This window comes from Arenibacter algicola (assembly GCF_000733925.1).
GTDB lineage: Bacteria > Bacteroidota > Bacteroidia > Flavobacteriales > Flavobacteriaceae > Arenibacter > Arenibacter algicola.
In genome coordinates, this window is record NZ_JPOO01000003.1 from 1,384,627 (window position 1) to 1,403,319 (window position 18,693).

Here is an 18,693-nt window from a genome sequence, read left to right on the forward strand (position 1 = left end):
TCAGAGGACTAGATATTTATGGTTTCTACAGTCTTAAATACAATCAAAAATGACTTGAAATTTCTTCATATTACCGTTACACAACTAATTTTGTCCAATTCACAACAATCTATTCGCTGTATTAAATAATCGGACTACTATTGTAGGAAAATGCGACAGATGATTATGAATACCCCCATCGTAACAAACCAATTCCTGATAAAACAGTTGCCAAAATCAACTGCCTTTATCAATAAGGAATTTAAGGTTGTACTCGCGTCGGATAAGTGGGCCGAAGATTTTGGTTTCCAAGGCAAGGACTATATAGGAAAAACTATTTATGAACTGTTCGGTAATGCTAGCACGAAATGGTCCAACAATTTGTTGGCATGTTTTGATGGGAAATTTCCAGAGTCGGAAATCGAGACCTATCAGGATAATGGCAATAAAGAAAAGTGGTTCGAATGGACAAATACACCTTGGTATGATGAACAGGAAAACATTATTGGGGCAATTGTACAGACTGAAGATGTTACGGATAGAATAAAAAACGAATTAAGAATAGAGAAACTGGAATTCCTACAAAAGGAAACCGGGGAGCATGGTAAAATAGGTAATTGGGAATACCAAAAATCAAAAGATAGGTTTACATGCTGTGAAATGATAAGACGCATTTTCGAGGTCGATAATGATTTTGAAATCAATATAGACAACTCTGTAAATTTCTATAAGACCGGTTACAGCAGAAACACCATATCTATGGCAATTTATTCTGCGAACCAGAAAAAAACTCCTTGGAACGAAAAATTGCAGATCATTACCGCCAAGGGCAATGAAAAGTGGGTGAATGTTTCCGGAAAGCCATTATATAAAAACGGCGAATACGAGGGACTCATTGGGATTGTCCAGGACATTACGGATTTTGTTCAGAAAGAACAAAAGACCAAAGACAATGAACATTTATTAAAAACACTTATAAACAACCTACCCTTACAGATTTATATAAAGGACACCCAATCCAAAAAATTGCTGGCAAATAAATCCGAACTGCAATTTCTTGGAATTGAAAATGAGTGCGATATTATTGGTAAGGATGATTTTGACCTGTACGACAGGGCAACGGCCCAAAAATTCAGGGAAGAGGACATTGAAGTGATGATTTCACAAATTCCCATGTTGAACAAGGAATTGACCCGAACCAACCCCGATGGCACCGTTATTACCTTTCTAACTTCCAAAATTCCATTAATTGGAGAAAATGGAGAAGTAACCGGACTTGTAGGAATCAGCATGGACATTTCTGAACAAAAGCAAAAACAGAAAGAACTTAAAAGCCTAATATCCGTAACCTCCTCACAAAATAAGAAACTAATTAATTTTGCACATATTGTATCGCACAATTTAAGGTCCCATTCTGCCAATTTTGCCATGCTATTGGATTTCTTGGGCCACGAGGAAGATGAAATGGAAAGACATAAAATTATGGAGATGCTAACGGACTCTTCCAAACACCTTATGGAAACACTTCATAATTTAAATGATATTGTCGCCATTAATACCGAGTCTAACATAATAAAGAAAGAAGTAAACTTCAATAAAAAATTAAACGCTGTACTTAAACAGGTTAACACACAACTTAACAAGGCCAAAGCCACTGTAATAAGCGAGGTATCGGATGATGTTAATATAAACGTAGTACCCGCTTACCTGAAGAATATTTTGATAAATATCATAACCAATGCCCTGAAATATAAAAAACCAGATGTTGACCCCATAATAAAGTTAAGCGTTAATTATGTTCAAAATTACACAGTTATAAGTATTGAAGACAACGGTATTGGGTTGGATCTAAAAAAATACGGGTCCAAGTTATTTGGAATGTACAAAACCTTCCATGGCAATTCGGACGCAAAAGGTCTTGGACTGTACATTACCAAAAATCAAATTGAAGCTATGCACGGTAAAATAAGCGCTACGAGCCAAGTAGGTATTGGAAGCACTTTTAATTTATATTTTAATGACAAAAATTAATTCAATATTCATTGTCGATGATGACACCATAACGATCTACGGAATTAAAAAAATATTAACTTCTGTTGCCACCTGCGAGGAGATTTTTGAATTCAAAAATGGACAAATGGCAATTGATCGTATAAAGAAAATGATTATCGAAAAATCGGAACTACCCGATTTAATTTTTTTGGACATCAACATGCCAATAATGGATGGCTGGGAATTTTTGGAAGAGTTCATAAAATTACCCGTAAACAAAAAGGTCAACATTAATATTGTTACCTCTTCCATTGACCAATTTGACATGGACAAGGCCGAAAATTTCATGTCATTGACACACCACACCATTATTTATAATAGCAAACCTATTAGAAGGGCGGACATAGAAAAAATTACCGCAGCCATTGCCGTTTAATACCCAAGTTTTAGCTAACTTTGAATTCTTGAAGATTATTTTGGACCTCTTTTGATAAAGAGCATTATCCATTAATTACCTAGTTTTTCAATTGACCTTCAAAGTCTTTTTTTTTGAGTTTTAAACAAATTATAACGTAGCATGAAACTTCTGGTAAGACTATTTTTACTGCTTTGTCTTATTTCTTGCGAGACCAAAAAAGAAAGAAAAATTGAAAACATTAAAACTGTTTTTGAGCGCAGTAACGGAGAGGAAACCGCCACGTACCTGCAAATCATAGACTTCTATATTCAACTCGCCAAGGAGTTTCCCGAAATAAACATACAGATCATTGGCAATACTGATAGTGGCAACCCCTTACATGTTGTAACTTACAACCCAGACGCCGATTTTAATTTTCAAAAAATAGGCCGTGATAAGAGTATCCTATTTATAAATAATGGCATACATCCGGGAGAAAGCGATGGTATAGATGCAACAATGCTATTATTTAGGGATTTGGCACTAAAAAATATGGAAGCCCCCGAAAATACAGTGGTGGTCACCATTCCGGTCTACAATGTTGGTGGTGCCTTAAATAGAAATTCTACTTCTAGGGTAAATCAAAATGGCCCAAAATCCTATGGTTTTAGGGGCAATGCAAAAAATTACGACCTTAATCGCGATTTTATAAAAGTAGATTCAAAAAACGCACACACTTTTGCCAAAATTTTTCACTTAATAAAACCGGATATCTTTATTGACAACCATGTGAGTAATGGGGCCGACTATCAATATACCCTTACCCACCTATTTACGCAGCACAATAAACTGGGAGGGGAATTGGGCAGCTACCTTCAGGAAGAGATGGTTCCTGCACTTGAAAATTCGCTTAAGGAATCGGATTGGGACATTACGCCCTATGTAAATGTTTTTAACCAAGTACCCGAAAAAGGTTTTTCCCAATTTATGGATTATCCCAGATATTCTACAGGCTATACCACTCTTTGGAACACCTTGGGCCTTATGGTAGAAACCCATATGCTTAAACCATATAAACAAAGGGTAGAGGGCGTCTATGCGTTAATGACTAAAATCTTGGAAATTTCTGAGAAGGATTACAAGAAAATTAAAAATTTAAGGGAGAATGCTTTTGAGGTATACCTAGAGAAACAAAACTACCCCTTGCAATGGGCCATCGATACCACCAAAAGTACCACCCTGGAATTCAAGGGTTATGAAGCCGATGAATTTAACAGCGAAATAACTGGTTTCCCAAGGTTAAAATATGACAGAAATAGACCTTTTGTAAAAGAAGTTGAGTATCAAAACTTCTATAAACCTGTTCACGAGGTGGAAATTCCAAAGGCATATATTATAAAGAAAGGATGGGACAAAATAATAGATTTACTATCGGTAAACCAAATAAGCTTTAAGACCTTAAAGGAAGATACCTCCATAGCGGTTGAGTCATATAAAATAGATAGCTACAGTACTGCTGAAAATTCATTTGAAGGGCACTACCCACATTACAACACCAAAGTGCTTCGCAGCAATCAAAAAGTTAATTTTACGGCTGGGGACATCTTGGTCCCAACCAATCAGAAAGGTTTGCGCTATTTGTTGGAGACCTTGGAACCAGAGGCCACGGACTCTTTCTTTAATTGGAATTTCTTTGATGCAATTTTACAACAAAAGGAAGGTTTTTCCCCTTATGTTTTCGAAGACCTTGCCTTGGAGATCCTTAAAGAGAACCAAGAAATGAAAAACCAATTCAATTTAAAAAAGGAAACAGACAGTACTTTTGCCGGCGACTGGTACGCCCAACTGGATTGGATCTACAAAAAGTCCAAATACTATGAAGAGGAACATATGCAATATCCAGTTTATAGAATTTTAAAAGAATAATCCTTTAATCTTCAAACAGAATTCTAATATTGGCATAAGAATTATCCAAGGCTTTTTTTATTTTATCGGGGCCTTTCCATTTTACCTTTACAATTCCCTCAGAGGCTTCGCCCACTAAATTTCCTTTGTAATTGGTCTTCATGGCAAACCAATGTACCTCCTTTAATTTATAATTCCCATTCCTCTTAAAAAGGTGATAGGTTGTCCTTAGAAAATTCTCAATTTTCAACCCCTTTACCCCTGTCTCCTCTTCCACTTCGCGCAATGCACATTCCTCAATGGTCTCTCCTTTGTCCAATTTCCCTTTTGGAAGGTCCCATTTATCGTTACGGTAAATAAAAAGTACTTTCCCCTCCTTGTTGGTTACCACTCCGCCGGCAGCCACGACCAAAGGTATTTTTTTAGAAAATTTCTTTAATATTTCCTCATTGTTGGGGTGATAAATAAAAGCTTCATTAAGTTTTTTGCTGGCCAAGGAGTCTATTGCCTCATTAATAGCGGACCCGTTCAACAAAAAATATTTATTATTTGCCGTATCTGATAATTTATTTGTTAAAATCAGAGGTGACTCATTAACAAAAACTTTATACATTTGCGTCATGGTTTTAGACAAAGACACCGCCAAAAAAACTGCAGAGCTTCTGCTGCAAATTAATGCAATTAAGTTGAAACCTGAAAATCCTTTTACATGGGCTTCAGGGTGGAAATCTCCAATTTATTGCGATAATAGGATAATCCTCTCGTATCCAAGCATTAGGAATTATGTACGGGAACAAATGGCAAAACAGGTAGAAAGCCTGTACGGGAAGCCGGATGTGATAGCAGGAGTGGCCACAGGGGCCATTGGGATCGGGATGCTGGTAGCCGAGTATTTGGGACTACCATTTATATATGTACGGCCCGAAGCCAAATCCCACGGTCGTCAAAACCAAATAGAAGGTCGTTTGGAGGCCAATCAGAGTGTAGTTGTTATTGAAGACCTTATCAGCACCGGAAAAAGTAGTCTAAATGCCGTGGACGCTTTAAAAAGCAATGGTGCACATGTAAAGGGAATGCTGGCCATTTTTACCTATGGATTTGATGTGGCCAATGAAAACTTTAAGAAATACGGCTTGGATTTACATACCTTGAGCAACTACGATTATTTAATTCAACAAGCCTCGGACACCAATTATATTAAAGAGAATCAATTAAAAACTTTACTAGAGTGGAAAAGCAGCCCCTCTACCTGGCAATCTTAAATTATGTATTTAGAAACTCCCAAGAAAAAAGTCAATAAAAGCAGTAAAGAAGTTTTTGATTTTCTGAACGATGTGAAGAATTTTGAAACTTTAATGCCCGAAAACATTAGTAAGTTTGAGCTTATTAATGAAAATAGATTTTTGTTTGCGCTTAAAGGAATGCCTGAAATTGTATTGCAAAAAAAACAGCAGACACCTCATTCGCAATTGATTTTGGGTGCAGCAAGTGATAAATTACCCTTTACCCTGACTGCCGATATTGCTTCAATAAATGAGCAAGAATGTGAGGTTACCCTAAGTTTTGAAGGGGAATTCAATGCTATGATGGCCATGATGATAAAATCGCCGATCAATAATTTTATAGGTACACTTTCCGAGAATCTTTCCAAAATATAACATTAATCACCTTTTTTGGATCCAATGCTCAATACAGCAACTGCACCTCTTTTAGGCTGAATTCCTTCATTATATCGTCCTCCATTAAAATCTTAAGTTTTCCTGCACTGGAAACACCCTTTATAAATCCCATAAACATCTCATCGTTCTGATTTTTAAAGGTAGACGGCTTATCCTTTCTAAAAAGTGCCGTCTCGTAACGTTTAAAAAGCTCTTCCTTGTCCAATTTTCCCTTCTCGGCCAACAAGCTTTTTAAATTTACAACAATGTTCAATAGCAGTTCGTCAAGATCCATTGTTCTTCCCAAAAGCAGCTTTAGGGAGGACACATTGGGAAGGTTATTGAAGGTTAATTGATTTACATTTAATCCAATTCCGACTATGGACGCCTGAATATGTTGTCCGGACAAAATATTTTCGATGAGAATTCCACAAATTTTGGAATGTCCTGACATAATGTCGTTAGGCCATTTAATCTTTAAATCAGGAACATGAAGTTGGGTTAGAGTGTTATAAATTGCCAGTGAAACATAAATATTCAAAAGAAACTGTTCGGAGACCGGACTCTCTAAAGATTTCACTAAAACACTAAAGGTCAAGTTCTTACCTGGCTCCGAAATCCAATTTGTCCCCATTTGCCCACGCCCCTTTAGTTGAGTATGGGCCATCACAGCCGTAAAATCCTCGATCTCATTATGGAACAACAAATCTTTTAAATAGGCGTTTGTTGAGTCCGTGGCACTAAGTTTGATTAATTGCATTTACAATCTTATGATTATTATATAATGTATTGTTAAAAACAATAGTTAAAAAAACAAAAAAATAATAACTTTGTAAAAATTTAAAATTTTTGAATGCAGAAAAGGAAAAGCAGCGCAGATGAGTTAATTGCCTTAATTTTAAGTGGAATAGAAGAGGTTAAAGGAAATGATATAAATTTACTTGATCTTAGAGATATAGAGAATACTGTTTGTGACTACTTTATTATTTGTAATGGTACTTCCAACACACATGTAAATGCCATAGTAGGCTCCATCCAAAAAACTGTCAGTAAAGCAATTCAAGACAAGCCTTGGCATGTAGAAGGTTCTGATAATGCGGAATGGGTATTAATGGACTACGTAAACGTAGTAGTACATGTATTTCAAAAACAAGTCAGAGAATATTATGATATAGAAGGACTTTGGGGAGACGCCAAAGTAACCTCAGTTGAAAGTAGCTTCAATCAGTAAAAAAAAATAATGGCAAAAGAAAATAATACAGGTCCCAAAAAACCCAAATTCAATACTTGGTGGATATATGGCGTAATAGCAATATTATTAATTGGTTTTCAATTTTTCGGCAGCGGAAACTTCGCGAATACCAAAAAAGCCAGTACCTCTGAGCTTCAGGAGTATTTGAGAAATGGGGATATCAGAAAAATATTGGTCATAACCAATACAAGACAGGCAAAAATATTCCTCACCGAAGAGGCCTTAAAAAAGGAGGTTCACAAGGATGTATCCGATCAGCCCTTTTCCCTGACAGCCACTGCTACGCCACAGTATGTAGTGAACTACGGGGATCAGCAGAACTTTGAAAATGAGATCAATGACATTAAAAAGGAGAATAATTTAGACACGGAACTTACGTACGATCAAGAATCGAATGTACTTACCGAACTCCTTTTAACCCTATTGCCATTTGTGCTTATCATAGGTATTTGGATCTATCTAATGCGCCGCATGTCCGGTGGAGCCGGTGGTGGAGCTGGTGGTCAGATTTTCAATATTGGAAAGTCCAAAGCCAAATTATTTGACGAAAAAACAGATACAAGAACCTCGTTCAAGGATGTTGCCGGATTGGAAGGCGCCAAGGAAGAAGTAGAGGAGATTGTGGAATTCTTGAGAAATCCTGACAAATACACCTCTTTAGGGGGTAAAATTCCTAAAGGAGCTCTATTGGTAGGACCTCCAGGAACCGGTAAAACCTTATTGGCCAAAGCTGTTGCAGGGGAAGCAAAGGTTCCTTTCTTTTCGCTTTCCGGTTCAGATTTCGTGGAAATGTTCGTAGGGGTAGGAGCCTCTAGGGTAAGAGACTTATTTAAACAAGCCAAAGACAAATCGCCAGCAATTATTTTTATTGATGAGATAGATGCCATTGGTAGGGCCAGGGGCAAGAACAATTTTACAGGTTCCAATGACGAAAGGGAAAATACCTTGAACCAGTTATTGACCGAAATGGATGGTTTTGGTACCAATACCAACGTTATTGTTTTAGCGGCGACCAACCGTGCCGATGTTTTGGACAAGGCATTAATGAGAGCAGGCCGATTTGACAGACAGATCTATGTGGACCTTCCGGACATTAGGGAGAGGAAAGAAATTTTTGAAGTGCACCTAAGACCTATAAAAACAGCGGAGACTTTGGATTTGGATTTCCTTGCCAAACAAACTCCCGGTTTTTCAGGGGCCGATATCGCCAATGTCTGTAATGAGGCGGCATTGATTGCAGCACGTAAAGAGAAAAAAGCGGTCTCCAAACAAGACTTCTTGGATGCCGTAGACAGAATTGTTGGAGGGCTTGAGAAAAAGAACAAAATAATTACCCCGGGGGAAAAAGAAACCATTGCATATCACGAAGCCGGGCATGCAACGGTAAGTTGGATGTTGGAACACGCAGCGCCCCTGGTAAAAGTAACTATAGTACCCAGAGGGCAATCCTTAGGCGCCGCATGGTATCTGCCCGAAGAACGCTTAATTGTTCGCCCGGAACAAATGAAAGATGAAATGTGTGCCACCTTGGGCGGTAGGGCTGCCGAAAAAGTTATCTTTAATAAGATATCAACAGGCGCTCTTAGCGATTTGGAAAAGGTTACCAAGCAAGCCAGGGCTATGGTCACTATATATGGATTAAATGATGAGATTGGGAATTTAACCTATTACGATTCCTCAGGTCAAAATGAATATGGCTTTTCCAAACCCTATAGTGAACAGACTGCGCAGACCATAGACAAGGAAATTTCCAAGCTTATTGAAGAGCAGTATAAAAGAGCAGTTGAATTATTGTCCAACAACAAAGATAAACTTACTGAATTAGCAGAGCGTTTATTGGAAAAAGAAGTTATATTTAAGGACGATTTGGAAAAGATTTTCGGCAAGCGTCCTTTTGAAAGGGATAAGAGAATGGAAGCCGAAGAAGCTGCAGAAAAGGTGGAAAAAGCCAATGAAGCGGCAGAAAAGGTGGAAAAAGCGAACAAGGATCTTCCAAAATCGGAAACGGAAAAATAAAACACTAAATAATTCGTTGCACTTAAACACTAGGTATCAAAGAAGCGTTTTAGATATTAATGGGATTATTCGATAAACTTTTCGGGGGAGGAAAAAGAAAGGTTTCCAAGGAAACTGTGGAAACGAGGGGCCAACATATGCCCGACTTAAATATTCCTGTGGACGAAAAGTTTACCATTAATTTTAAACATAATGGAGGCAAGTTCCTGTATTGTGATTCCATTAATGAGGTGTTCAGCAATTTGGACAATATTATCATTGAAAATAAATGGCAGGACCAAACCTTTTTTTCAATGGACAAAAGATTGGAGGAAAAGTTTTCCAAACAGGAAATTAATTTCACCAACCTCCCCAATAAAAGCGAAATATTTTTCACCACTTGCGAGCATTTAATTGCTCAAAATGGTTCCATTTTGGTGTGCTCCAACCAATTGAAAGAAAGAAAACTTCACGAATTACCTTCAAATGTTATTGTTTTTGCCACAACTAGCCAGATGGTCGAATCTATTGGTGAGGGATTAAAGACAATTAAGAAGAAGTATAAAAATGTAATTCCGGCCAATATTACCACCATTAAACATTTCCAGCCCACGGCTGAAAATTCAGACGATTTCTTAACTTACGGAAGTAGTTCTAAAAATCTTTATCTTTTACTTCTGGAAGACTTATAACATGAGAGAAATTTTAAGGCGCTTACTTACAGGTGCGGTCTATGTAATTCTGCTACTATCCGCCGTATTCCTAAGCTCCGATGCCTTTGATTTTTTATTTATGACCTTTGGACTCGCTTGTCTTTACGAGTACAAACGAATGATAAAACTTCCGGGTTACCATATTTTTATAGCTTATTTGGCACTTTGGTGGGCATTTATTTATCTTATCAATGATAAGATTCTTGTCAATATTTTGATGTTCATTACAATATCGATTAATTTTATACTGTTGTACTACCTCTTTTCAGGAAAGGAAAAACTGTTCAACAATTTGCAAAAGTTTATTATTGGCTTATTTTATATAGGGGGAGGCTGTATTTTCCTTACTATGATACCTTATAAGGACAATGAATTTGCAAAATTTCTGATTATGGGGGTATTTATCCTTATTTGGGTAAACGACACTTTTGCCTATTTGGTAGGAAAAAGTATTGGCCGCAATAAATTGTTCCCATCAATCTCCCCAAAAAAAACGATAGAGGGAGCAATTGGAGGTTTTGTTTTTGCCTTGGCGGCGTCATATTTTTTATCAAAATATGAGACCAATATTTCTTTGGGACAATGGTTGATCCTAGCAACTGTGATAGTATTCACAGGAAGCTTGGGCGATCTTATAGAATCTAAATTTAAAAGGGCTGCTGGGGTCAAGGACAGTGGAGCTATTTTACCGGGACATGGCGGCATGTTGGACCGATTGGACAGTTTGGTTTTTGCCGCACCTTTTGCATATTTAACTTTAATTATATTCTCACATGTTTCATAAAGAAGGACAAAAAATTATTATAACAACCTTTATTATAGTTTGTTCCATTATAATATTGGCCAATTATTTTATAGATATAGCTTGGTTGAAATTTGGACTTCAAATAATTTCCTTGATCATCCTTGTTTTAATTCTACAGTTTTTTAGAAACCCCAAAAGGAACGTTTCCAAGAATTTTGATGAAATATTGGCGCCTGTAGATGGCAAGGTGGTTGCTATTGAAGAAGTGGAGGAAACCGAATATTTCAAGGCAAAACGGATCCAAGTATCCATTTTTATGTCCCCTATAAATGTGCACGTAACAAGATACCCGGCAAGTGGACTTGTTAAATTTTCAAAATACCATGCGGGAAAATATCTGGTGGCCTGGCATCCCAAATCCAGCGAAGAGAATGAAAGGACTACCATTGTTATAAACACTCCCAAGTTTGGGGATATCCTCTACCGCCAAATTGCCGGTGCCCTGGCACGTCGTATAGTCAATTACGCGGAAGTGGGAGAAAGCGTTCAACAAGGGGAGGATGCAGGATTTATTAAATTTGGCTCTAGAGTAGATTTGTTCTTACCTTTGGATAGTGCAATTACCGTAAAATTGCACCAAAAGGTGACCGGGGCAAAAACATGCATTGCAACTACAAGGGTTAAAAAAGAAAATGAAGACTGATAAACTAAATAAGGATTTTATAGCGGCGGTCGATTTCGTTAATGACTACACAGACCCGTTGCCTGCCGATCTTTTATTAAAACTATATGCCTATTTTAAAATTGCCAACCGCAATTTTAGTCATCCGGGAAGCAGGACTCCCTTAATAAATGCGTTTAAGGCCAATGCCCTGATCCAAGCAAAAAATGTAAGTATTGAAGAAGCTATGGAGCGTTATATAGAATTGGTGGACAAAGAAGTAAGGAATACCAAAAAATAAAGTACAAATCGTCTAGCCGTTACTTTTTAAAATTTACTTATATAATTTGGATTGGGAGACCCAACCAAAAACGGATAAAATTCCAACTTTCTTTTTTCAACAAATGCATTTCCCCATAAATTAGATTCCACAAAGTCTTTAAGCAGCCATTCCCAATTGGGTTTCCTTATTTTCAAAATAGCTAAAATATATACCTGCAAAAATCGTGATTAAAAAATAGCCCCCTATCCAAATATTGGCCATGGGAAGATAAGCGTTTAGGCCAAACCAATCGCCGAAATAAACTAACCATAAAATTCCCGCCACCCCTCTGATAACTTCAATCCCCACAGCATATTTTTTCCGATCCATCAGCGTAGTATATCCATAGATTCCGATAAAAATAAAGGCACTAAATATAAGTAGTCCCTCAAAACCAATTTCAGTGTAGTTATAGAACATAAACATCATTAGCCCCAAACTTGTTAGCATTTGAAAAATGGCATACAGTTTCAGCCGATTGGTGGCGCTGGTTGCATATCTTTTAAAATTGTAAACATCCCCTATAACGGCAATGGGATACTTTTCCTTAACATCATTGGGCCTCCAGCCTGTAGGCATAAACCATATACGCAATTTGTCCCGTAAGCTCTTGGTGCGCCATGCATCTTGCACTATCCTCCACAAATGCTGAAAATTGATAATTATAGGATTCCAGGTCCCCGCGGGCTTCAATACTCCAAATTGAGGCGGAACCTCATCCATCTCCTCCTGAAACGTACCAAACATACGGTCCCAGACACACAAAATCTGTCCTAGGTTCTTATCAATGTATTCCGGGTTAATGGCGTGGTGCACCCTATGTTGGGAAGGGGTGACCAATACATATTCCAACCAACCCATTTTACCGATATGCCTGGTATGGTACCAGAACTGTGCAAACAAATGTATGGGAGCCAAAATAGCTATAACCATTTGTGGTACGCCCAAAACCGCTGCTGGGATAAGGAACAGGGAAAAATAACCCACCAGGTTGCTAATGGGTTGCCTAAGGGCACAGGCAAGATTAAACTCTTCACTGCTATGGTGAATTACATGTTGATTCCAAAAAATATTTATTTTATGGCTTAATCTATGGTTCCAGTAACCGGCAAAGTCCAGTACAACAAAAGCAATAGTCCATACCAACCAAGTGGCCTTAATTTCGGTTATGGCCAAATGCTCCAACAAAAAAGGATAGGAAACTACGATCACTGCCAGGCCCAAGGTATCCTTGATTATATTGGTCAACCCTGAACTTATACTGGAAACGGTATCCATAACCTTATGCATTTGTTTTTTTACAAAATAGCCATAGGTTATTTCTATTGTCAAAAGGATTACAAAAAACGGGATGGCATATAAAAGCGCCGTTGCGTAGGTCTCCATAAGGCAAGGTAAATTCTGAAGTCTCTAACAAATATAGTGAAAATCGTTATTTTTTTATTGCCTCTTTTTTTGATATAAGATCCAAGCCCTTATTGTCAAGTTCGTGAACAAAAAAAGCCACTCATTACACAACAACTATTTTCTACTTATAAAAACCTAGGTGGCATTTGGCCAAAGGCTTTGTTTACAATTTAAATAAAGTATAAATTAGTTGCATATACCTTATATTGGCCATTACATGAATTTAAGACATTCCATAGTTACCAGATTTGCACTTTTCTTCACAGGCCTAATCATTTTCTCCATTCTTTTATCCGGGTATTTGGTCTTTAGAAAAGCCTCGCAAGTAATTATGGCACATTCGAAGGAACGTATTATGCACGGTTCAGAATTGGCCGAACAATCTTTTTATGCCCTATTGAACGAAGTAACCAATGACATAGCCGTTATTGCATTAAGTCCCACCATACAGCAGCATATATTCTATCCTTCTGAAAAAACCACCGAAGAAATAGACCAACTGTTCCGTATAATTCTCGAAAACAAGGAGACCTATTTTCAAATCCGACTGCTCGATGCTGATGAGGACGGTAAAGAAATTATTCGTTTCGACAAATTGGATGGCCAAGTACTTAAGTCGACCGATCTACAGCAAAAAGGAGACCGCGAATATTTTAAAGAGGCCATTCAAGTAAATAAGGGGGAACATTATTTTTCCAATATCAATTTAAATGAGGAATACGGGGTCATCAGTACTCCCTTGACCCCTACCCTACGTGTCGCCAGCCCCATTTTTGACAATGAGAACAAAAAAGTTGGTATCTTGATCATCAATATAAACCTAAATCCCCTATATCTCAATCTTGATCAAATTGCTGGCAACGACAGTAAGTTTTATTTAATAGATTCAGAGGGCCAGTATCTATATTCCCATAACAGGGCCCAACAGTTTGGCCAACAGACCCAAAAATTTCAGAACTTTTATTCACAATTCAATATTGACAGTAGTTCCGAAGAACTTCTAAAAGATGGTTTCCATCAGCTTACGGGGCACAATGAGGCTAGTTATTTAAGTTATTTTAAAGAGTTGCCCTATTTCGACGGAAAACGAAAAATCTATCTGATTTCGAATATGGAGCAAAATATTTTGCTTAAAAATGCCCTTACCGTACGTGCAGAGAGTATTCAGACATTGCTATGGGTATGCCTATGTTCAATACTATTGTCATGGTTCTTTACCAATTTATTTTCAAAAAAAATCACGAAAATCACCAAGGCCATTAGCAACTATGACCAAGGAATCCCCGATGAACATACACTCCCCACCAACAGAAAGGACGAAATCGGGATCCTGGCCAATACCTTTTCCAAAATGAAGGTCAAAATAGATCAAAATGTGCTTCAATTGAATACCGCCCTGGAAAAGGAACAAATGGCCAGAAAACAAAGGGATGAATTTTTACAAAATATGAGCCATGAAATGCGGACCCCCCTCAACGCTATTTTAGGCCTCACAAAACTTTTGTACAAAAATGCTCCGGAGCCACAATTACCTATTATTGCCGCACTGGAAAGAAGCTCCAATAGTTTGGCCGGCCTAGTATACGACGTTCTGGATCACCAAAAATTAGTCGAGGGCAAGCTGCATATCCAATTGGAACCGACCAATATTGCAGAACTTCTAAAGGATATCCACTCTACCTATTTATACGAAGCAGTTCAAAAAGGTCTTACCTTCAACTTAAGTATAGACGAGAAGCTTAAATCTGGCCTATTTCAGACAGATGCCTTACGACTGACACAGATAGTAACAAATCTAGTCGTAAATGCCTTAAAATACACTAAAAAGGGCACTATAAGCCTATCTGCCACTATCGACGGCCCTGGGAATCAAATGTTACATATAAAGGTCAGTGATACCGGTGTAGGCGTACTCCCCAAAAACCTGAATAGGATAAACGACCGTTTTTTTATGGAAAAAAATGATCTGTCCGGAAGGTATGGCAGTTATGGTCTAGGCCTATCCATTGTTAAACAGTTGACAACACTATTTGGGGGTACTTTGAAGGCTTCTTCACAAAAAGGCAAAGGTTCGGAATTTTTGATCAGCATCCCCACCATTTCCATATCGTCCCAAAAATCGGCAAAACCTGTTCCAACTTCAAAGTTACCTCATCCTCAACTGTCCGGAAATTACAATATCCTGCACATTGAAGACGATGCATCAACCACCGAATTGATAAAGCATATTTTAAAATCCGACAATATCACCTTACAGCAGACCAAGTCTATGGACGAGGCTTTGAAAAGTATCACTGAAGATGCACCAGATTTGATCATAAGTGATTTAATGCTGGATAATGAAAAAATAAACTCTAGACTGGAGCAATGGATCAAAGCCAAAAAAATAAATTGTCCACTTGTTATTATTTCAGCCTTGGATGCTACGGAAGCCAACACCCCGTACAATGAATATTTTCAAAAACCCTTCCAAATAGACCAATTGAAAGATACGGTCTATAAAATTTTAGGCAGCAATGAATTTAAGGCTCCGGATTTTTCTAATGTCTATAACAATTATGACCATGACATCCCTAAAATAAACAAGGTCCTTAAATTACTGGAGAAAGAATTTGAAAACTACCTTAAGGAAATAAACAAAATTGGCGAAAGTAAGGATCAAGTCAAATGGGAAGCCATAATCCACAAATTAATAGCCCATATCAACAATCTTAAATTAACCGATCTTAAAGAGGTAATCCCGGATAAAATATCTGCCATAAATGTGGATGTTCTAAATAATATAAATAATGTTTTTGCCTATTATTTGTGCTGTATTAGAGCAGAAAGACATCTTAATTTAAAAGTTGGATCTTTCTAAGTAATTCCGGGGCATAGCGCTGACTTACTGGCACATGGTCTTTGTTAATTTCCACAGCACCGGTATGTATCACGTCTATCATATTAAGATTAATGATGTAAGAGCGATGCACTCGTTCAAAAAAATCGGGAAGTTTAGGTTCTAGATCTTTGAGGGCCATTAGCGTCAATATTTTCTTGTTCCTAAAAACGATGGCTATGTAATTCGCCTCCGATTTAAAATAGGCCACTTCCTTTAATTTTATTTTTACCAGTTTCCCCCCTTCCTTAATAAACAATCTGCCATCCTTTTCCGGAGCTTTTTTACTGGCGGAAATAAATTCCTTCGCCTTTAAAAAACCCTTATAAAATCGTGGAAAGTCGATAGGTTTTGCCAAAAAATCAACAACTTTGGGATAATTATAGGAATCCAAGGCAAAATCCTTGTTGGAGGTAACCATGATAACGGCAGAGTTGGGATTGAGGTCCAAAATATCCCTGCCCGTAATGTCCGGTAAATTATAGTCCAAAAAAATTAGATCAAAGGATGAATTATTGATAAGGTTAATAGATTCAAAACCAGATACCGTAGTGGTTACACTGTCTATTTCATTGATCTTACTACAAAAGTGCTCAAGTAAGTCACAAATCAACGGATCATCATCAACAATTAAACACTTCATGATCTTATCCAATAAATTACCATTTTCATAAAGCAATATAGTCATTTCGTATAAAAAATAATTTTCCCGCCATCTAAAATTCTACTATTGTTGGTAACAAAACCAACAAACATGAACTCTAAAAGACTTTTATTGCCCATACTTTCCATTTTCTTTTTTGGATTGATGGGCTGTAAGGAGCAATCCAAACCTTCCAAAAATATGGCGGATAATCTGATGGCCATGGCCGATGAACCGCGGGGAAAGGACAACGTGGCCTACCAATGGGCCTATATGGCCTTGGAAGGAACTGCTTTGGACACAGATCGCTTTAAACCGAGACCTACGATAACATCCAGATATCTTGGTCTAATATTTACTGCCATGTTTGATGCTTGGACACGCTTTGATGAAAAGGCACAACCCTTATACCTAAAAAATGTAGAGCGTTTTCCCGAAAACAAACGAACCTTAAAAAACAAGGAAATAGCGGTGAGCTATGCGGCATATAGGGCATTAAAGGAGTATTATTATTCCGACAGCACCATGTTTAAGGAAAAAATGATTGCCTTGGGCCTTGATCCGGATAACCAATCAACGGATGCCAATACTCCAGAAGGAGTTGGAAACCTTTCAGCTGCCATGGTGATAAATGCCCGTAAAAACGATGGTTCCAACCAGTACGGGGAAGTTGAAGGTTCCAATGGCCAACCCTATTTTGATTACACCAATTATTCACCTGTAAATGACATTGATAAAAATATTGACCTCAACAGATGGCAACCAAAGTATTTCATCGATGAAGACGGAAATAAATATAATCCAGGTTGCCTAACTCCATATTGGCAAGAGGTAAAACCTTTATTATTGGAGACTGCGGATCAATTTAGACCGGGTCCACCCCCTATGGTGGGTTCTGAACAATTGGCATTGGAAGTTAAGGAAGTAATTGACCTACAGGCCAATTTAACTCCAGAAAATAAGGCCTTGGTAGAGTTTATGCGAGATGGACCCAAATCTGTACAACAGGCAGGACATTGGTTAAAATTTGCACAAGACGTATCTGTACGGGACAACAACAACTTGGACGAAGATATTAAGATGTATTTCTTGGTAGAATCCGTGGCCATGGATGCCTTTATCTCCTGTTGGGATTCCAAAATGTATTATGATTATACCCGCCCATATGCCTTGGTGCACGACTACTATCAAGACCAGGTAATTAAGGCTTGGGGAGGTCCCGATAAAGGTATGGTTGAAATGAAAGGAAAAGATTGGAGGCCTTACTCCCCTGACGCTTTTCTTTGTCCACCTTTCCCAAGCTACGTTTCGGGCCATAGCACCATCAGCGGTGGATGCGCAGAGGCATTGCGATTATTTACCGGGGACGACCATTTTGGTGTAGAAGTTGAACTGGTACCAGGAGCGCTTACAGAGCCCAATAATCTTGACGATCCGGTTATCATAAAATTTCCAACCTTTACAGAAACAGCCGAAATGGCAGGAATATCCAGAGTAATGGGCGGATATCATATACAGGCAGATAATGTTGCCGGATTGGAATTGGGCAGGCAGGTAGCAAGGTACCATTACAAGAAATACTTAGAACTTATAGGTGAAAATGGCAAAGAGGCTACTAAGTAAATTAGTAATATCTCCCTTTAAAATTTCCACTTCCCCTTGGTAAGGAAATACAATATCTATCTTAAAAAATAAACACAATACAAAAAAACTGCAATAAATGGTTCGTTTATCCCAAAATGGTAGAATACTTGGTATAAGCATAGGCATAATATACATTTGGTTTGGATTGCTAAAATTTTTCCCTGGACTTAGTCCGGCGGATATGCTGGCCAAACAAACCATTGCATTATTGACCTTTGATTTTATTCCGGAAAATGTTGGCATACTATTACTGGCAATCATTGAGGTCGCCATTGGATTGTGCCTAATTTTCAAAATTCAACTCAAAAAAGTTATTGTTACAGCAGTGACACATCTTGTCCTAACTTTTATTCCGGTTGTATTTTTTCCTGAAATCTCCTTTTCCGAAGCACCATTTTCCCTGACCTTGGTAGGGCAGTACATAATCAAAAATATTGTAATCATCAGCGCCTTACTTATGATTTATCAACGGCCATATAGCACAGTTTCTTAAACCGGGATT

At 37.9% G+C, this 18,693-nt stretch carries 18 protein-coding genes; 14 read left to right on the forward strand and 4 right to left on the reverse strand.

All coding sequences use genetic code 11. The features are described 5' to 3' along the window. The first annotated feature begins 159 nt into the window (after positions 1–159). The 3 genes from U735_RS25060 (at position 160) to U735_RS0116420 (ending at position 4,294) form a co-directional block, all read left to right on the forward strand. Positions 160–2,010, forward strand: coding sequence for a PAS domain-containing sensor histidine kinase (locus tag U735_RS25060; protein ID WP_083260652.1), 1,851 nt, complete (start codon positions 160–162; stop codon positions 2,008–2,010). After that, positions 1,997–2,407, forward strand: coding sequence for a response regulator transcription factor (locus U735_RS0116415; protein ID WP_031444866.1), 411 nt, complete (start codon positions 1,997–1,999; stop codon positions 2,405–2,407). The genes U735_RS25060 and U735_RS0116415 overlap by 14 nt, the downstream gene beginning before the upstream one ends. A 141-nt stretch (positions 2,408–2,548) precedes the next feature. Further along, entirely contained in the window at positions 2,549–4,294 is a 1,746-nt protein-coding gene (locus tag U735_RS0116420; protein WP_031444867.1) for a M14 family metallopeptidase, read from the forward strand. Between the two features lie 4 nt (positions 4,295–4,298). Here U735_RS0116420 and U735_RS0116425 read toward each other — a convergent pair whose 3' ends face one another. Further along, complete coding sequence (locus U735_RS0116425) at positions 4,299–4,886, reverse strand: NUDIX hydrolase (protein WP_031444868.1); 588 nt, start codon at positions 4,884–4,886, stop codon at positions 4,299–4,301. Positions 4,887–4,893: 7 nt separating this feature from the next. Here U735_RS0116425 and pyrE point away from each other — a divergent pair, with 7 nt between their 5' ends. Both pyrE and U735_RS0116435 read left to right on the forward strand, forming a co-directional pair. Further along, the gene (gene pyrE / locus U735_RS0116430) at positions 4,894–5,535 is read left to right on the forward strand and encodes an orotate phosphoribosyltransferase (RefSeq protein ID WP_031444869.1); all 642 of its coding nucleotides are present in this window, start codon (positions 4,894–4,896) and stop codon (positions 5,533–5,535) included. Positions 5,536–5,538: 3 nt separating this feature from the next. After that, positions 5,539–5,931, forward strand: coding sequence for a hypothetical protein (locus tag U735_RS0116435; RefSeq protein ID WP_031444870.1), 393 nt, complete (start codon positions 5,539–5,541; stop codon positions 5,929–5,931). A gap of 28 nt (positions 5,932–5,959) precedes the next feature. Here U735_RS0116435 and U735_RS0116440 read toward each other — a convergent pair whose 3' ends face one another. Further along, positions 5,960–6,691 (reverse strand): biotin--[acetyl-CoA-carboxylase] ligase, encoded by a 732-nt coding sequence (locus U735_RS0116440; RefSeq protein WP_031444871.1) that lies wholly within the window; start codon positions 6,689–6,691, stop codon positions 5,960–5,962. A 93-nt stretch (positions 6,692–6,784) separates the two neighbouring features. Here U735_RS0116440 and rsfS point away from each other — a divergent pair, with 93 nt between their 5' ends. Genes rsfS through U735_RS0116470 form a run of 6 tightly spaced genes read left to right on the forward strand, consistent with a single transcriptional unit; the run spans position 6,785 to position 11,598 of the window. Beyond that, a complete protein-coding gene (rsfS, locus tag U735_RS0116445; protein WP_031444872.1) occupies positions 6,785–7,162 on the forward strand; it encodes a ribosome silencing factor in 378 nt (125 codons plus the stop codon). A 9-nt stretch (positions 7,163–7,171) separates the two neighbouring features. Further along, positions 7,172–9,199, forward strand: coding sequence for an ATP-dependent zinc metalloprotease FtsH (gene ftsH, locus U735_RS0116450; protein WP_031444873.1), 2,028 nt, complete (start codon positions 7,172–7,174; stop codon positions 9,197–9,199). A 59-nt stretch (positions 9,200–9,258) separates the two neighbouring features. Continuing rightward, a complete protein-coding gene (locus U735_RS0116455) occupies positions 9,259–9,870 on the forward strand; it encodes an LUD domain-containing protein (RefSeq protein ID WP_031444874.1) in 612 nt (203 codons plus the stop codon). Between the two features lies 1 nt (position 9,871). Further along, positions 9,872–10,675, forward strand: a complete 804-nt coding sequence (locus U735_RS0116460; protein ID WP_031444875.1) for a phosphatidate cytidylyltransferase — start codon at positions 9,872–9,874, stop codon at positions 10,673–10,675. After that, positions 10,665–11,339 carry a phosphatidylserine decarboxylase family protein gene (locus tag U735_RS0116465; RefSeq protein WP_031444876.1) on the forward strand — a complete coding sequence of 225 codons (675 nt, stop codon included), beginning with the start codon at positions 10,665–10,667 and terminating at the stop codon, positions 11,337–11,339. Before U735_RS0116460 ends, U735_RS0116465 begins: the two co-directional genes overlap by 11 nt. Then, positions 11,329–11,598, forward strand: coding sequence for an acyl-CoA-binding protein (locus U735_RS0116470; RefSeq protein WP_031444877.1), 270 nt, complete (start codon positions 11,329–11,331; stop codon positions 11,596–11,598). The genes U735_RS0116465 and U735_RS0116470 overlap by 11 nt, the downstream gene beginning before the upstream one ends. 138 nt (positions 11,599–11,736) lie before the next feature. Here U735_RS0116470 and U735_RS0116480 read toward each other — a convergent pair whose 3' ends face one another. Beyond that, positions 11,737–13,005 (reverse strand): sterol desaturase family protein, encoded by a 1,269-nt coding sequence (locus U735_RS0116480; RefSeq protein WP_031444878.1) that lies wholly within the window; start codon positions 13,003–13,005, stop codon positions 11,737–11,739. Between the two features lie 238 nt (positions 13,006–13,243). Here U735_RS0116480 and U735_RS0116485 point away from each other — a divergent pair, with 238 nt between their 5' ends. Then, on the forward strand, positions 13,244–15,886 hold the full coding sequence (locus U735_RS0116485) for an ATP-binding protein (RefSeq protein ID WP_031444879.1): 2,643 nt from the start codon (positions 13,244–13,246) through the stop codon (positions 15,884–15,886). Here U735_RS0116485 and U735_RS0116490 read toward each other — a convergent pair. Next, complete coding sequence (locus tag U735_RS0116490) at positions 15,861–16,592, reverse strand: LytR/AlgR family response regulator transcription factor (protein ID WP_031444880.1); 732 nt, start codon at positions 16,590–16,592, stop codon at positions 15,861–15,863. The genes U735_RS0116485 and U735_RS0116490 overlap by 26 nt on opposite strands. A gap of 66 nt (positions 16,593–16,658) precedes the next feature. On the opposite strand from U735_RS0116490, the gene U735_RS0116495 reads away from it, so the two are divergent. Continuing rightward, positions 16,659–18,170, forward strand: a complete 1,512-nt coding sequence (locus tag U735_RS0116495) for a vanadium-dependent haloperoxidase (protein WP_034248545.1) — start codon at positions 16,659–16,661, stop codon at positions 18,168–18,170. A 97-nt stretch (positions 18,171–18,267) separates the two neighbouring features. Next, positions 18,268–18,684 carry a hypothetical protein gene (locus U735_RS0116500; RefSeq protein WP_031444882.1) on the forward strand — a complete coding sequence of 139 codons (417 nt, stop codon included), beginning with the start codon at positions 18,268–18,270 and terminating at the stop codon, positions 18,682–18,684. The last annotated feature ends 9 nt before the right edge of the window (positions 18,685–18,693 follow it).

What these genes read in the sequence shown, in the direction of transcription:
- U735_RS25060 (WP_083260652.1), top strand. Translation starts at nt 160, where the DNA reads ATGATTATGAATACCCCCATCGTAACAAACCAATTCCTGATAAAACAG.
- U735_RS0116415 (WP_031444866.1), top strand. Translation starts at nt 1,997, where the DNA reads ATGACAAAAATTAATTCAATATTCATTGTCGATGATGACACCATAACG.
- U735_RS0116420 (WP_031444867.1), top strand. Translation starts at nt 2,549, where the DNA reads ATGAAACTTCTGGTAAGACTATTTTTACTGCTTTGTCTTATTTCTTGC.
- U735_RS0116425 (WP_031444868.1), bottom strand. Translation starts at nt 4,886, where the DNA reads ATGTATAAAGTTTTTGTTAATGAGTCACCTCTGATTTTAACAAATAAA.
- pyrE (WP_031444869.1), top strand. Translation starts at nt 4,894, where the DNA reads ATGGTTTTAGACAAAGACACCGCCAAAAAAACTGCAGAGCTTCTGCTG.
- U735_RS0116435 (WP_031444870.1), top strand. Translation starts at nt 5,539, where the DNA reads ATGTATTTAGAAACTCCCAAGAAAAAAGTCAATAAAAGCAGTAAAGAA.
- U735_RS0116440 (WP_031444871.1), bottom strand. Translation starts at nt 6,691, where the DNA reads ATGCAATTAATCAAACTTAGTGCCACGGACTCAACAAACGCCTATTTA.
- rsfS (WP_031444872.1), top strand. Translation starts at nt 6,785, where the DNA reads ATGCAGAAAAGGAAAAGCAGCGCAGATGAGTTAATTGCCTTAATTTTA.
- ftsH (WP_031444873.1), top strand. Translation starts at nt 7,172, where the DNA reads ATGGCAAAAGAAAATAATACAGGTCCCAAAAAACCCAAATTCAATACT.
- U735_RS0116455 (WP_031444874.1), top strand. Translation starts at nt 9,259, where the DNA reads ATGGGATTATTCGATAAACTTTTCGGGGGAGGAAAAAGAAAGGTTTCC.
- U735_RS0116460 (WP_031444875.1), top strand. Translation starts at nt 9,872, where the DNA reads ATGAGAGAAATTTTAAGGCGCTTACTTACAGGTGCGGTCTATGTAATT.
- U735_RS0116465 (WP_031444876.1), top strand. Translation starts at nt 10,665, where the DNA reads ATGTTTCATAAAGAAGGACAAAAAATTATTATAACAACCTTTATTATA.
- U735_RS0116470 (WP_031444877.1), top strand. Translation starts at nt 11,329, where the DNA reads ATGAAGACTGATAAACTAAATAAGGATTTTATAGCGGCGGTCGATTTC.
- U735_RS0116480 (WP_031444878.1), bottom strand. Translation starts at nt 13,005, where the DNA reads ATGGAGACCTACGCAACGGCGCTTTTATATGCCATCCCGTTTTTTGTA.
- U735_RS0116485 (WP_031444879.1), top strand. Translation starts at nt 13,244, where the DNA reads ATGAATTTAAGACATTCCATAGTTACCAGATTTGCACTTTTCTTCACA.
- U735_RS0116490 (WP_031444880.1), bottom strand. Translation starts at nt 16,592, where the DNA reads ATGACTATATTGCTTTATGAAAATGGTAATTTATTGGATAAGATCATG.
- U735_RS0116495 (WP_034248545.1), top strand. Translation starts at nt 16,659, where the DNA reads ATGAACTCTAAAAGACTTTTATTGCCCATACTTTCCATTTTCTTTTTT.
- U735_RS0116500 (WP_031444882.1), top strand. Translation starts at nt 18,268, where the DNA reads ATGGTTCGTTTATCCCAAAATGGTAGAATACTTGGTATAAGCATAGGC.